Origin of the sequence: Bdellovibrio sp. HCB209 (genome assembly GCF_047306065.1) — a bacterium.
Lineage (GTDB): Bacteria > Bdellovibrionota > Bdellovibrionia > Bdellovibrionales > Bdellovibrionaceae > Bdellovibrio.
In genome coordinates this window covers 1,685,617-1,699,089 of record NZ_CP178618.1, presented here as the reverse complement: position 1 = coordinate 1,699,089, position 13,473 = coordinate 1,685,617, and the positions used below count along the sequence as shown (strand labels likewise).

Here is a 13,473-nt window from a genome sequence, read left to right as displayed (position 1 = left end):
CCTCTCTATCCTATTAGGAACCCAGAGAGACTTTTGTGACAATATTTATAACCCTAAGGAACAGGACGCACCTTTTGAGTCGCAGTCACAATTGTCTGATACTCTTTCTTAAATAGAGTCATCAGATTCTCAGCCGTGGTTCTGGGATCCATGCGCCAGTCATTGAGGCATGCCGTTTTAACTGGAGTTCCCTCATTGGTGACATTCATTGCAAAATGGACCATCGTTGAAACTGGAGACTTCGTTGCGATACTGATACTGAGCTTACGATCACCCCAGTAAATGTCATCGCCGTCTCTGATTAAAGTATCTGTAGATAAAGAAGATCCTGCATGCGCTTGAACATAGTCACGTGCGATGGAAGCAAAAAGTCGCTGCAAAGCCACTCCGCTAAAAAGATCACGATCGAAAACTTCAATAATAAAGTGAAGCATCTCATCGCCAGCGATGACGGCATTTGCAAGCAAGTCCTCACCGTCCACCATATGAGAAAATGGAATATCACACTTACCGATCCAAGAAATAATCGACGGACCTAAAACACCATGATCCAAGTATGCGAACAAGGAGTGAAGTTGGCTGCCATCATAAGCAAATTTCTTTTCGATAAAATGTGTTTCCACTTTTACTTCCTCACAAATAGGTTACTAACGTCGACCTTTGCAGATGCGAAGGCGCGTTTAGCTCTTTTACAAGATTCGCACTCACCGCACCAGTCTTCACCGGCGAAATAACATGGCCATGTCAGTTCCCAAGGAACGTTAAGCCCCTGTCCTAACAGGACGATCGCAGGCTTATTCAAATGAGCCGTATAACAACCGACCGTCACGTGATTAGCTGTAGAATAATGCAAAGATTGAGTTGCTGCTTTTAAGAAATCAATCGAGTTATCTGGAAAGGTCGCTGCTTCCTCAGCATTAAAGCCTGGGATCACAGAATCCGCACCCAAAGCTTCAGCATAAGCTGCCGCAATATTCAGAAAGATACCGTTGCGATTTGGAACCCAAACTGACTTTGCCGTTTCCTCAGACTTCGTCATGTTGTCGATTTCGACATCACTCCCCGTGGGAATCTTTTGGTCTTCCACCAACAAAGACGATTTATTGAAATCTTTAAACCAAGTCACATCCAGAACTTTATGAGGAACACCAAGATACTTAGCAATCTTAGCAGACTGCTCAATTTCCTTTTTCGCGGCTTTTTGACCATAATTAAATGTCAAAGCCAACACGACCTCGTGGTTGTGTTTGATAGCTTCAAAAATATTAACCGTCGAGTCTAAGCCCGACGACAACAGGACAACGACTTTTTTCTTGTTCTTCATGACATGGCCTTCAGATCACGAACCAGGATTTGAATTGTTTTTTGCCCAGCAAAGTAATTCCACTGAAGCTCACCCAGGATATCATAGAACCCCGGAACGTTGTCCAACGTTTGTAGCTGTCGTGGAGTCGGCGTAAATAGCAAAGCTTCCATAGTTGCATTGCTATTTGTATCAAAAAGCTTCAAGCGCAGATGCCCGCCCTTAAGCTCGCGTTTTGACAAAACTTGGATGTTTTGGAACTGTAAAAGTGGAATGGCGAAACCAGCACCAAATGGACCAACAAAGTCGTACCATTTCATGAGGTTAGTACTGACCTCTGGAAGACTTGCTTGAACATCATAAAAGATTTCAAGAGGCTTTGGTTTATCGCGAAGATCAGAAAAATGCCCATCCAGACGCTCCACAAATTGAGCGACCTTCGTTTCAGCAATCTCAAACCCAGCCGCTGCCGAGTGACCGCCGAAACGACTCATCAATTCAGATGCCGTCGTCATGGCCTGGACCAGACAAGCTTCCTGACCTTGTGGTAAGCGCGCTGATCCAACAATCATTCCATCGTCGCCAACTGAACCTACAAATGCCGGCTTGTTATAAACTTGAGTGAGCTTGGTCGCGATCAAACCCACAACCCCGCGATGGAAGTTGGGAGATGCTACGAAAACAAAGTCCTTATGAGGCCACTCTTTAAGTAATTCTTGAGCTTCGGTTTCTGCATCACTTTGCAATTGCACACGCGTAGAATTGTTCTTCATGACCTGACGAACCATATCGCGCGCTTTACCCTCGTCTTCTAAAAGGAAGATATCGATTGGCAAAATACCAGACTCCATACGAGACAATGCATTCAATTTTGGTGCGAAACGAATCGCCACATCTTGGCTGGTTAAAGCACGATCTTGTAGATCTAACTCTTCAAGTAATGCTCTAAGTCCTGCACGCTTAGTTTCCGCAAGCTTAACTAATCCATGCTTAACCAGTACGCGATTGTCATCCACCAACGGAACCATATCCGTGAGGGTTCCGATCGTGAAGTAGTCTAAGACTTCTTTTAAATCCCAATTATTTTTAGGTAGTTCGGGGTTATCATGAAAGTATCTTTTTAAACCACGAAGCAGATAAAAGGCGACACCGGCCCCGCACAAATAACCTAAACCACTTTCGCAAGTTCCTTGATTTGGGTTGATGATCACATAAGCCGCTGGCAAAGACTCCGCTGGCAAATGGTGATCCGTTAAAATCACATCAACACCCAACTCGCGGGCCTTATCGATCGCAGCGTGAGCTGTGATACCAACGTCGACAGTAATAATCAGTGAAACACCTTGGGATTTAAGATCCTCAACCGCCGCCGCATGAAACCCGTAGCCTTCCGACAAACGTTTCGGTTGATAGTGCAAAACTTCAGTGAAGCCCAAAGCCTGCATTCCGGTTTTCAAAAGAGCTAGACCTGAAGTTCCATCCAGATCGAAGTCTGCATAGATACAGATCTTTTCTTTATTAAGATAAGCCTGCCCCAAACGCTCCAGTGCTTGAGACATCCCCTTTAGAACGAGGGGATCTTTCAAATCCACGAGCTTTGGAAAAAGAAGCTTTTCAACTTCTTGGGGTTTTGTGAATCCGCGCGCAGCCAAAAGCTTACCGATCAAGGATGGCCATTGCCCCTCGACCTTTTCCGGTGTTTCCACCTCAGCCCCTGCTTCTCTTAACGTCCATAACGGATTCACTCGAAACCTCTTTAAAACACAAAGGCCCCTTAGGGGGCCTTTAGATTATGCTGCCTTTTTGCCCATCATTTTTTCGAGTACCAAGATAAATGGTGCTGCCACATAAATAGATGAGTAAACACCCAGCAAGATACCTACGCAGATCGCAAATGCGATATCTGCCACAGTACCACCTGAGAACAACCACAAACATAGTGCCGAAATAAATACGGTACCAGATGTGATCAATGTACGGTGCAACATATCGTTAATCGCTTTATTGATGATAAAGCTGAAACCACGGTCGCGGTAGTGCGATGCTGTCTCACGAATACGGTCAAATACGACGATCGTGTCATTCAGAGAGTAACCAATCAAAGTCAGAATCGCTGCCAAGATTGGAACGTTTACTTCTTTACCTACAGCCACGAAGATCGCCAAAGTCACGATCGCATCATGGAACAAGCAAAGAACTGCACCCGGAGCATAGATGTATTCGAAACGAAGACCTACGTAGACCAAGATCACAAGCAAGCAGTAGAATACCGCAAGAATCCCGTTACGTTTCAACTCAGCGCCAACTTGCGGTCCCACAGTATCAACACGACGGATATCCGGATTGTTCGCTGCAAATGTTGTTGTGATCGCAGTTCTGATTTTAGTGATATCTGCATTCAAGATCTCATTCGTTTCTTTATCAGACTTACCTTGCTGACCTTGGAAACGAACGATGAACTCATCGTTCTCACCGAAAGACTGAACGCCCACTTCACCAAGTTTCAAATCATCAACGGCTTTACGAACTTGATCGATCGTAACACCTTTGTCGAATTTAACTTGGAACTCAGTACCACCCTTAAAGTCGATACCGTAGCTGATACCATGAACCGCAAGGTAGATAATAGACGCCACAACCAAGATAAGAGAGATACCACCGAAGATACCCAACTTACCTACGAAGTCGTACTTACCAGAGGATTCAACTGCTGCTGTTTTTGTATTTGTATTATTAGCCATGTTTCATCCAATCCTAGATAGACAACTTCTTAACGTTGAATTTGTAAACCAACTGATCCACTACAACTTTAGAGAAGAACACGTTTGCAAAAAGTGTCGTCAAGATACCGATCAACAAGTTGACCGCGAAACCACGCACTGGACCTGTACCGAAATACAACATCACCACAGCCACGGAGCCCGTAGTTACGTTGGAGTCGATGATCGCAGACATCGCACGGTTATAACCTTCTTTAATTGCAGCCTTCAAACTTGCACCGGCGGCCAATTCTTCCTTGATACGCTCGTTAATCAAAACGTTCGCATCCACGGCAAAACCCACCGTCAACGCGATCGCGGCGATACCTGGCAAAGTTAAGGTTGCACCAAATGAAGTCAAAAGAGCCAAAACTCCAAGAACGTTCACAACAAGTGAAGCTGCTACGACAACACCCATGCCTTTGTAGTAAATAAGCATGAACAATACGATCAAGCCCGCACCGATGTAGGCACCCAATTTAGCTTTTGCGATAGAGTCCGCACCCAATGTTGGACCGACACGACGCTCTTCCAATTGCTCCAAAGAAGCAGGTAAAGCACCGGCACGAAGAGCTGTAGAGATCATCTTAGCTTCGTCCATCATTTGATTACGATCACGGCCGCCACCCAAAGTGATAACCGCTTGGCCACCAGCAATACGGTCACGGATGCTTGGAGCTGATTTTACAACTTTATCCAAAACGATCGCCATTTGCTTACCAACGTTATTACCCGTCAAATCAGCAAACTTCGTCGCACCAGAAGAGTTGAAGTGCAAAGAAACTTGAGGAGCACCGTATTGGTCGTAACCAACAGTAGCGTCATCCAGAGCTGCACCATTTAGATCTGTGTCTGTTCTAACTAGGTAAGGGATTGCTCCCGCTTCCATAGTTGCCGCATTTGCAGATTTCTCGAAGTACAAAACAGTCTTTTCAGGCAATTTGCCTTTAAGATCGTTATTCAAACGAGTCACATATTCAGAATACTTCATGCCTTCAAGTTTGTAGTTTCCAGCTTTTTCAGCTTCAGCCACCAAAACTTGCAATTCTTGTGGAGTTTTTTCGTGAGATACGATCATGAAATCAAGCTTCGCAGTTGTATTGATCAACTGTTTTGCTCTTTCAGCATCGGCCATACCTGGCAATTGAACCAAGATACGGTTTGAACCTTGTTGAGAGATTGAAGGCTCCGCCACACCGAACTCATCGATACGGTTACGGATTGTTTCAATCGCTTGTTGGATCACGCGATTTTTATAATCGTTCAAATAAGCATCAAAGTAACGGTAAGTAAGAGAACCATCTGCAGAAGAAACTTGCTGCAATTGTGTTCCGTACTTATCAGTAAGAACTTTTTCAACCTTTGCTTTTTCAGCCGCAGGGAAAGTAACTGTCAACTCACCTGCTTCAGGCTTTTCAGACTTAACGTCAGTCGCCGTAACGCCGTCTTTAGTAAGATCCGCTTTAAGGGAAGCAATCAAACGAGTCGTCGACTCTTTAACTACGCCATCTACGTCAACGCCCATTACAAGATGCAGACCACCTTGAACATCCAGACCGTAGTTCATTTTTTGTTTTGATGGCCACCAAGAGTGCTCACCAAAATTTACCACGTTTGGCATAAACCAAACTAGAGCCAATACCACACCAACGGCTGCGCCGATGGTTCTCCAACGAAGTCCTTCCATTATTTCTTTTCCTCTGTCGCTGTTGCTGCTTTCTGAGTTGTCGCAATTTGAGTACGAAGCATTTTGATTTTCACGCCATCCGCGATCTCTACAGTCACGAATTGGTCAGTGATGCCCTCAAGACGACCCAAAATACCAGATGAAGTGATCACTTCATCGCCACGTTTAAGTTCAGTTAGGAACTTTTGGTGTTCTTTTTGGCGTTTAGATTGAGGACGGATGATAAGGAAATAGAAAATAACAAAGATAAAGATGAAAGGAACAAACATCTCAAGAGTAGATGGTTGACCGCCCGCTGCTGGTGCGGATTGCGCAAATGCTGAATTTACAAGTAGTCCTAATAACATGATTCCTCCAATGATGACGCTAAAATTCAGCATTATTCCATGGAAGAATCAATAGTTATGTCGATTACGCTTTCTTTACGAAACGCGTTAGGCAGTCATCACGGAACTCCGCCCAACGGCCTTCAGCGATGGCTTCACGCGCTTTTTCCATCAACTTCATGTAGAAATGGATGTTGTGAATTGTGTTCAAGCGAGAGCCTAAAATTTCACCACTTAAGAACATGTGGCGAAGGTAAGCCTTCGTATAATTCGTGCACGTATAGCAATCACACTCTGGATCAAGTGGTGACGGATCCTCTTTGTACTCACTGCGCTTGATGCTGACTTTCCCCTGCCATGTGAAGATCGTACCGTTACGTGCCACTCGAGTAGGCATGACGCAGTCAAACATATCAATGCCTGAATCAATAGCAATAATCAAATCTGTCGGCGTTCCAACGCCCATCAAATAACGCGGCTTATTGGCTGGCATCTTTGGCGCGACGTGAGGCAAAAGCTCATGCATCAAGTGAATTGGTTCACCAACGGAGAATCCACCCAACGCATATCCCGGCAAATCAACAGATGTTACTTGCTCTAGAGATTTCAAGCGATGCTTAAGGCTTAAGCCACCTTGAACGATACCAAACAGCAAACTCTCTTTACGAGTCATCGCATTTTTAGAGCGAATCAACCAACGATGAGTCAACGCCATCGAAGCTTCGATTTGCTCGTCTGTCGCTGGATACTGAAGGCATTCGTCGAAAGCCATAATGATGTCAGAGCCCAGATCCATTTGGATCTCCATGCTCTTTTCTGGAGAGATGAAGTGCTTCGCACCATCAAGGTGGGAACGAAACTCCACGCCCTCTTCAGACATGTTGCGAAGTTTTGATAAAGAGAAAACTTGGAAGCCACCAGAGTCCGTCAGAATCGGACCATGCCAATTCATGAACTTATGAAGGCCACCCATTTTTTTTACAGTTTTTTCGCCCGGGCGCAAATGCAAGTGATACGTGTTACCCAATACAACTTGAGTGCCGCACTCTTTAAGTTCTTCAGGTGTCATCGCCTTCACGGTCGCTTTTGTACCGACAGCCATAAAGACCGGAGTCTGCACAGCACCGTGCGCTGTCATCAATGTCGCGCGACGAGCGTTGCCGTCAGTTTTGTGAACGACGAATTCGCCCAATTTCATATCAGTTGTATTTGTAGTCATATTTTTACCATCAAGCATTTATTTGCTCCATGCAGTCAGGTCGCCATAAGAAAAGAGACGGAACTTTCTCTCAATAGCCCATAAGTAGCAAGTTTTTACTGTTTCTAAAGACGAAAATCCCGAGACCAAGGCAAGCAGAGTGCTTTCTGGCTGATGGAAATTCGTTAAAAGTCTTTGTACGATTTTAAATTCATAGCCCGGCTGAATTAAAAGTTTGGTGAACCCTCGGAAGCCCTCTATTGCTGACCCTTGCAACAATCCTCCAGCCGCACTTTCCAGTGAGCGTGTCGTTGTCGTACCTAAAGACCAAATCAATTTACCAGCCTCACGCGTATTTTGAACTGTGTTCCAACTCGCGGACGAGATTTCCACGTATTCTTCGTGCATATCATGATCGTTCAGGTCTTCTGCCGTCACCGGTAAGAAAGTCCCCAGCCCCACATGCAAAGTCACCTCAACAATGTTGACGCCCTTACTGCGAAGCTGATCCATATCGGATTTCGAAAAATGAAGACTTGCTGTGGGAGCGGCAAAACTGCCCGGCTCTTTAGCCCAAGCTGTTTGATACCAAGATTCATCAGCATCCACAGTGTGACGAGCATTGCGCGCTTTTTGAATATACGGCGGCAACGGGAGCTCCGCTACTTTTTGGAAGTAATCTTCGGTGACAGCTTGATTGAGGGACACTTTTTGCGGACGACCCTTTTCTTGCAAAGTCATTGTCACGCCCAAAGGAAGCTCCAGCGTTTGACCCACCTTAAATTTTTTAGAAGGGAATAAAACTTCCCAATCCAAATCGGAAGTTTGCTTTAGGAATAAAATCTCAACATCCCCCGAAAACACGCGGCGCTTCAGGACACGCGTATTATTCACCACCAACACATCCCCACTTTGGATTTTTTCCATAAGGGATGTTAAAGAAATCTCTGTTGGTTGGTTATTTTCGACCCACATCACGCGTGAAGGTCTTTGTGGGGAGGTCGCCACCAGCTCTTCGGGGTATGGGAATTTGAGGTCATTGATTTTCATGAGCGGAGTCATAACACAGGTCCCTTTAGGATTGTAGCTCTACGAGTAACTTTTATCTGTAAAAACCTCCATCTAACCCCCTGTTATTTGAGCCTATTTTACAATGGTTGTTTGCCAAGTCCCCTGATATCTGCCAAGTTGCCTTTGTCCGAGGTAATTATGAAACAGATACTTATTTTAAGCGCGTTTTTATTGCTGCCATTCATGGCCGGTGCCTCGCCATTGGATTGCCCTATTTCCCATGAATCCTGCGGCTTTTATCGTTGTATGGAACAAGAAGCTCCTTGTGGTAAAAAAGGCTACTGGAGAGACTTCGGAATTCCATACTGCGAACTTTTTGTTCGTGATGAAGCCAAGTTCAGCCCCGACAGTCAGATTTGGCTGCAAGATGTGCGTCTCTGCCTGCAAGTTCGCCTGCGTGAAACTGTGGATGGACTGCAATGTGGTGAGATTAAAAACAAAGCAATCGATGACCACGTTAGTTGCTATGTCGACACTGGATTTTGTCAGCTGACGTTTCGCGAACAGTTTAAAATTATGTGGTATTTAAAAGGCGCTCTTCGCGACTACAGAACTTGGCGCGAGGCAGACCTTTTACGTCGCGCTTGTCAAAGACCATAACATCCCTCGTAGCCTCCTAAATTAGCCCTCGTTAACATGGGCGTTTTAGGAGTCTACGATGAGTAAATGGTTCCTTTTCGCTCTCTTCTCTTGTTTTTCTTTTACCAGTTTTGCCGTTTCAGAAATGCGCGGTTTACGTGTTGATCCTTCTTATTTTTATCAGCTTTATCCCACTCTAAGCGCCTCCCAAATTGCTGATAAAGTCATTGCTCGCGCCGATGAAGCCCACGTCAATACGCTTTTTATTTACGCCTACGCTTCTAATCATGGGGCTTTTTATCCGACCAAATATCCTCTGACCGAGGTTGAAACTCATTTTGGTGAGAGTGATATTTTTGCTGAGCTTTACCGCAAAGCCTTGGCTCATAATTTTGCAGTTGTCGCAGTCATCTCAGTTACTGATTTCAAATCTGTGTGGGAGGCTCGGCCTGAGTGGCGATCAAAAAAAATCGATGGCACTGATTACAAACCGATGGCGCAATCTCACCTGCTTTCAGCCTGGCATCCTGAGTATCGTCAATGGTTGCATGGATTCATTCAAGATTTAGCAGGTCGCTATCCTTTACTTTATGGCATTGAAGCTGTGGAACCCACAGTGGATTGTTACTGGCGCAGTGAGGCTGACTACAATCCTGCTGCGAACGAAGCCTTTTATCAGCGATTCCCCCATGGCAAATTGGGAGATGCCGATTGGAGAAAAATGCGCGCGGAAGGTGTCACAGACCTACTAGCCATAATGGCAGAGATCAGCCACGCCCATGGATTGAAAGCCGGAGTTGTGCAGACTTGGCCCGCGCATGGTGATGGTTCGCTGTTCACTTCAGAACAAATGCGTGACGTTGTGGGCTTTGATTTGAATGAAATTTTGAGTCTTAAGGATTCTAAGAAAATCGACTTTGTTGTCGGCGAACTTTTGTGGCAACAGTGGCGCGGCGAACATGGCACAAATGTCTTTACTCCGGCATGGACTCAACCTGCTGCGAGTGATTTCATCAAGCTTGTGAATAATCGAAGCGATGTGATCATTCATATTGAAATCTCCACGTGGGCGGGCCAACACAGCACTGTGACGCCAAATCTCGAGGAGTTTCAAGAAAGTTTACTCGCAATTTCGAATACTGTTCCACATATTGATGTCTATGATTTCAGCCAAATCGAAACTCGCAATGCGTGGGATGAATTATCTGTGTGGAAATAGTTGAGCTTAGCGTTTTTCCGCGCTAGTGTTTGCTCATGAACAGAAAACAACTCATGACAATCACCTTGATTTTATCATTGTTAGGAATTGGTACTCCTGGATTTGCTCAGGATGCTGCTCAAAATCCAGCGGCTGAGGAGCCTGCTGCAGCACCGACAGAACCAGTCACGGGTTATCACGGAATGCTTCCGTATATTCAAGAAAATGCAAACATGCGCAAAGAAGCAGCTCGCAAATACGCTTCAGAAAATCCGCGCAAGAAATCTAAAAAATCCAAGTCGAAGTCTAAAGTAAAATCTGCTTCAAAAAAGAAGTCTCGCACCACAGCTAGCACCAAAAAATCTAGCTCCAAGAAAAAGAAAAGCCCTGGCAAACGCCAAGGCTCTCCCTAGAAATTCGCGGCTCTTTACTGCCGTGAATTCACGCTCTTTTCAGAGCTGCTTTTTTCCTCATTACTAACGTTGTTTTCCTCGTGAAGATCTGAAGAGTGGTCTACTTGCTTATTATGAGACGCTCTTCTTTGTTGTTTCAAAGCCCCATCATATCGCTTACTAGTTTGACTAAAACCTTTGCCTTTATTATGGCGAGACATAGAGGACCTCCTACGCATGTTCCTCTAAGCCTACTCTTAAAAATTTTTAAAGGTAGCGACCTCAAGACCTGAATCTGTATACAAATCTGTAACGTATGAGGCCTCATTTAGAGTAGAGCAATTATTATGTCTCAAACTGGTCCAAATACCCCCTGTTCCAGGAACATCGCTAGTGTTCCACGAGGCTAAAAAAACCAAATCATTCTGCCGATATAGCTTATGTCAACAAAGGGGATTGTTTGAACCATCAAAGAACGTTTCATCAGCAATTGTTGCGCTCGCAACGAGGCTCTGTCCTCCTGCTGACTCTTATCAGCGGGATTGTGATTTGTATTATGTTCTTCAGTTCGATTGCCTACATCGAAAGCCAAGCAACCGTATTAAACAAAGCCAGCACAAAAACAGACCGCCGTGTCGTTTTAGACGGTTTGTATGCATATACTGTAAACGCGGTTAAACAAAGCTGGTGCCTATCATCCAACTGGGCACAAGACATTAACTGCGATCTCAATCACGGCCGGTATACACAGCGACTTCTCCTTAGCGATGAAACACTTTTGTTTATTCAAAACTCGAAAACTCCACATCCAGAGCCTTTGGCTAATACACGTTTAAAGAGCTTCACTGGAAAAGTTGAGTTTGCAACATTGACGAATAGCCATCCCATTTATTCTATAATCACGCCTGTTTTGGAGGACTACAAATACGCTGAATTTACGATTGAACGTGATTCAACAGCCATCTCAGCAGTTCGTGGTCGCGAAGTACCGCTTAAGATAACGATTTTCCTTAAACATAAAACAAACACTGAATTCGACCAGACACTTGTTTCTAAAAATATCGTCTACCCTCGCGAGCTGACGTATTTCGCTCTCATTGTTTCAAACAACTTAAATCTGGCTACATCAAAAACAGATCCAGGGACTGGAAACATCCGCCTAGAAAATGTCGGAGTTGCCAACAACGGAGGCTTGCGATTTGAAAGCCCCGTATTTATCAATGGAGACCTAAACCTCCCTCCATCATCTACTAATCCGGCCATGAATAACGTCATATTTGTCGACAAGGTCGTTCTGGGTGGCGGCACGATTAAAATGGATAACAATCCCTATATCGTTAAAACAGCCGGCGGCGATGGTTACATGTTTAACTACAGCATGCCTAACTTTGCCGGAATGCTTGGTGGCTTCGAGTTGGATGCCACGCGCGATACGGGTTTAGATTATCTTTTTAATATCGTTAAAGGCACCGCTGAATCGACCTTCGACGTTCAAAAATGGTGTCGAGTTCGCCTGATGGCATCATACGATCTTTCCCAAACTAAAGAGTCACAGCTATGGGTGCGCCGTACAGTCGCTGAAACTAATACCGCGACTGTACAATTCAATTTGGGTAACGTTGATAACTTCATTGAGCAAGGCTCGGTAAAAGGACACGAGGCAATTACAAATGTTCCCGGAGTAGCAACTGCGGCAGTCACTACCGCCCAAGGTACTCCCGTCATGAAAGCTACTGCATATTACTATGGCCTTCAAGGCCCCACTGGAGCACGAGGAATTTACACCACGGAATTCTACATCCACCGCGAAGGAAGTGTTATCCTCTACCCGTCGGGTATGGGTGGAGCATCTATCAAAATCGACTCGGAACCCCTTGAGGTTAATGGCCGTCAGCAATTTAATCAGGTCGATCTAACATTCACTTTCAGCGGCGAACTCAATCTTACACCCTACACAACTGGCCCCATCGTACGAACTGCGCCTAGCGTGAAGTTCGTATTCGAAGCTTACGACTATGGGTATCTTGATGGTGTTAATTTACGCCAAGATAAAACTCACGAATTCTACAAGAAAACTAACGGATTAACTTTCACCAAATCCGGCAGCGCCATGATTCTGACCGGAGTTAACACAGACAACTCAACCTCAAATACTTGGTCGAATTACTCCGGTTTAGGGGGCGACGACCAGGTGAACTATCCATTCAGAACTGATGCTGAATATCGTGGTCTTCATATCCCCCCAGTGGCGGCAACAGACCTAGCTACATTCGATGATCGTTGCTTCGCATCTCCAGACCCAGGAGATTCAGGTGCAGACTACTCTGCTTTCCCAGCAGCAAAATGGAATACTAGCTTTGCCGATCAAGCGCGACACGCTTGGAAGTTCAATCCGGATTACGCGACATATACGGACCCTGGTTACAATCCGGGTACTCGAGTTTTTGATGGCGGCGAGCCCTTGTTTAAAATTGACTCTCTGGTCAACAATTGTGAGATACGCGAGAATGCAACTTTAGTTGCCGGGTTCTTTGTGTGCGAAAAACTAACAATCACTCAGCGCTCAAAGCCTTTAAGAATTATTGGTACGATCATCACCAATCAGATTGATATCCACCAAACAGCTTACACAGCTGGCATTCGCTGGAGCAGCATCTATCACCCGCAAGCAGTCCAAGAGATGATTAATGCAAAAATCCTGGGCCGTGATAAATCAGATGAATACATTGGATGCAATAGCGCAACTCTCGCACCACTTTGGCAGTCAAACATTGGCGTTAGCGATAGATATATGCATTGGATCTGCAACCCGGTAAGTCTAAGAACGTCAGATCCTTTCAAGTGGACTACTGTTGATCCCGATTGCGGTATCGTTGAACCAAGGGACTCACTGGTAAAATGTAAAAAACAAACAAATCGCTTCTTAATCAAAGAAGTGAGTCGCGGAAAGGGTTTATAAT

At 45.1% G+C, this 13,473-nt stretch carries 13 protein-coding genes; 4 read left to right on the top strand and 9 right to left on the bottom strand.

Annotated features, from left to right (window positions below):
• Positions 1-53: 53 nt before the first annotated feature.
• From ACLVWP_RS08300 to queA, 8 genes are all read right to left on the bottom strand, one after another.
• Entirely contained in the window at positions 54-623 is a 570-nt protein-coding gene (locus ACLVWP_RS08300) for a DUF366 family protein (RefSeq protein WP_413561259.1), read from the bottom strand.
• A 2-nt stretch (positions 624-625) separates the two neighbouring features.
• Positions 626-1,324: a 7-cyano-7-deazaguanine synthase QueC gene (queC, locus tag ACLVWP_RS08295; RefSeq protein ID WP_413561258.1), complete on the bottom strand. Its 699-nt coding sequence runs from the start codon at positions 1,322-1,324 to the stop codon at positions 626-628.
• A complete protein-coding gene (recJ, locus tag ACLVWP_RS08290; protein ID WP_413561256.1) occupies positions 1,321-3,048 on the bottom strand; it encodes a single-stranded-DNA-specific exonuclease RecJ in 1,728 nt (575 codons plus the stop codon). The genes queC and recJ overlap by 4 nt, the downstream gene beginning before the upstream one ends.
• 45 nt (positions 3,049-3,093) lie before the next feature.
• Positions 3,094-4,044, bottom strand: a complete 951-nt coding sequence (secF, locus tag ACLVWP_RS08285) for a protein translocase subunit SecF (RefSeq protein ID WP_413561255.1) — start codon at positions 4,042-4,044, stop codon at positions 3,094-3,096.
• Positions 4,045-4,057: 13 nt separating this feature from the next.
• A complete protein-coding gene (secD, locus tag ACLVWP_RS08280) occupies positions 4,058-5,749 on the bottom strand; it encodes a protein translocase subunit SecD (RefSeq protein WP_413561253.1) in 1,692 nt (563 codons plus the stop codon).
• Positions 5,749-6,096 (bottom strand): preprotein translocase subunit YajC, encoded by a 348-nt coding sequence (yajC, locus tag ACLVWP_RS08275; protein ID WP_413561251.1) that lies wholly within the window; start codon positions 6,094-6,096, stop codon positions 5,749-5,751. The genes secD and yajC overlap by 1 nt, the downstream gene beginning before the upstream one ends.
• 64 nt (positions 6,097-6,160) lie before the next feature.
• Positions 6,161-7,312 carry a tRNA guanosine(34) transglycosylase Tgt gene (tgt, locus tag ACLVWP_RS08270; RefSeq protein WP_413561249.1) on the bottom strand — a complete coding sequence of 384 codons (1,152 nt, stop codon included), beginning with the start codon at positions 7,310-7,312 and terminating at the stop codon, positions 6,161-6,163.
• Complete coding sequence (gene queA, locus ACLVWP_RS08265; protein ID WP_413561247.1) at positions 7,313-8,323, bottom strand: tRNA preQ1(34) S-adenosylmethionine ribosyltransferase-isomerase QueA; 1,011 nt, start codon at positions 8,321-8,323, stop codon at positions 7,313-7,315.
• A 159-nt stretch (positions 8,324-8,482) separates the two neighbouring features.
• On the opposite strand from queA, the gene ACLVWP_RS08260 reads away from it, so the two are divergent.
• Genes ACLVWP_RS08260 through ACLVWP_RS08250 form a run of 3 tightly spaced genes read left to right on the top strand, consistent with a single transcriptional unit; the run spans position 8,483 to position 10,534 of the window.
• The gene (locus tag ACLVWP_RS08260) at positions 8,483-8,944 is read left to right on the top strand and encodes a hypothetical protein (RefSeq protein WP_413561246.1); all 462 of its coding nucleotides are present in this window, start codon (positions 8,483-8,485) and stop codon (positions 8,942-8,944) included.
• A 58-nt stretch (positions 8,945-9,002) separates the two neighbouring features.
• Positions 9,003-10,142 carry a hypothetical protein gene (locus ACLVWP_RS08255; protein ID WP_413561245.1) on the top strand — a complete coding sequence of 380 codons (1,140 nt, stop codon included), beginning with the start codon at positions 9,003-9,005 and terminating at the stop codon, positions 10,140-10,142.
• Between the two features lie 35 nt (positions 10,143-10,177).
• Positions 10,178-10,534, top strand: coding sequence for a hypothetical protein (locus tag ACLVWP_RS08250; protein ID WP_413561244.1), 357 nt, complete (start codon positions 10,178-10,180; stop codon positions 10,532-10,534).
• A 14-nt stretch (positions 10,535-10,548) separates the two neighbouring features.
• Here ACLVWP_RS08250 and ACLVWP_RS08245 read toward each other — a convergent pair whose 3' ends face one another.
• Positions 10,549-10,734: a hypothetical protein gene (locus ACLVWP_RS08245; protein ID WP_413561243.1), complete on the bottom strand. Its 186-nt coding sequence runs from the start codon at positions 10,732-10,734 to the stop codon at positions 10,549-10,551.
• A gap of 239 nt (positions 10,735-10,973) precedes the next feature.
• Between ACLVWP_RS08245 and ACLVWP_RS08240 the strand changes: the two genes are divergently transcribed.
• The gene (locus ACLVWP_RS08240) at positions 10,974-13,472 is read left to right on the top strand and encodes a hypothetical protein (RefSeq protein WP_413561241.1); all 2,499 of its coding nucleotides are present in this window, start codon (positions 10,974-10,976) and stop codon (positions 13,470-13,472) included.
• Position 13,473 lies beyond the last annotated feature (1 nt).

Excerpts from the sequence above, each read along its gene's own strand:
- ACLVWP_RS08250 (WP_413561244.1), top strand. The coding sequence starts at position 10,178 with ATGAACAGAAAACAACTCATGACAATCACCTTGATTTTATCATTGTTA.
- yajC (WP_413561251.1), bottom strand. The coding sequence starts at position 6,096 with ATGTTATTAGGACTACTTGTAAATTCAGCATTTGCGCAATCCGCACCA.
- queC (WP_413561258.1), bottom strand. The coding sequence starts at position 1,324 with ATGAAGAACAAGAAAAAAGTCGTTGTCCTGTTGTCGTCGGGCTTAGAC.
- secD (WP_413561253.1), bottom strand. The coding sequence starts at position 5,749 with ATGGAAGGACTTCGTTGGAGAACCATCGGCGCAGCCGTTGGTGTGGTA.
- queA (WP_413561247.1), bottom strand. The coding sequence starts at position 8,323 with ATGAAAATCAATGACCTCAAATTCCCATACCCCGAAGAGCTGGTGGCG.
- tgt (WP_413561249.1), bottom strand. The coding sequence starts at position 7,312 with ATGCTTGATGGTAAAAATATGACTACAAATACAACTGATATGAAATTG.
- secF (WP_413561255.1), bottom strand. The coding sequence starts at position 4,044 with ATGGCTAATAATACAAATACAAAAACAGCAGCAGTTGAATCCTCTGGT.
- ACLVWP_RS08245 (WP_413561243.1), bottom strand. The coding sequence starts at position 10,734 with ATGTCTCGCCATAATAAAGGCAAAGGTTTTAGTCAAACTAGTAAGCGA.
- ACLVWP_RS08260 (WP_413561246.1), top strand. The coding sequence starts at position 8,483 with ATGAAACAGATACTTATTTTAAGCGCGTTTTTATTGCTGCCATTCATG.
- ACLVWP_RS08255 (WP_413561245.1), top strand. The coding sequence starts at position 9,003 with ATGAGTAAATGGTTCCTTTTCGCTCTCTTCTCTTGTTTTTCTTTTACC.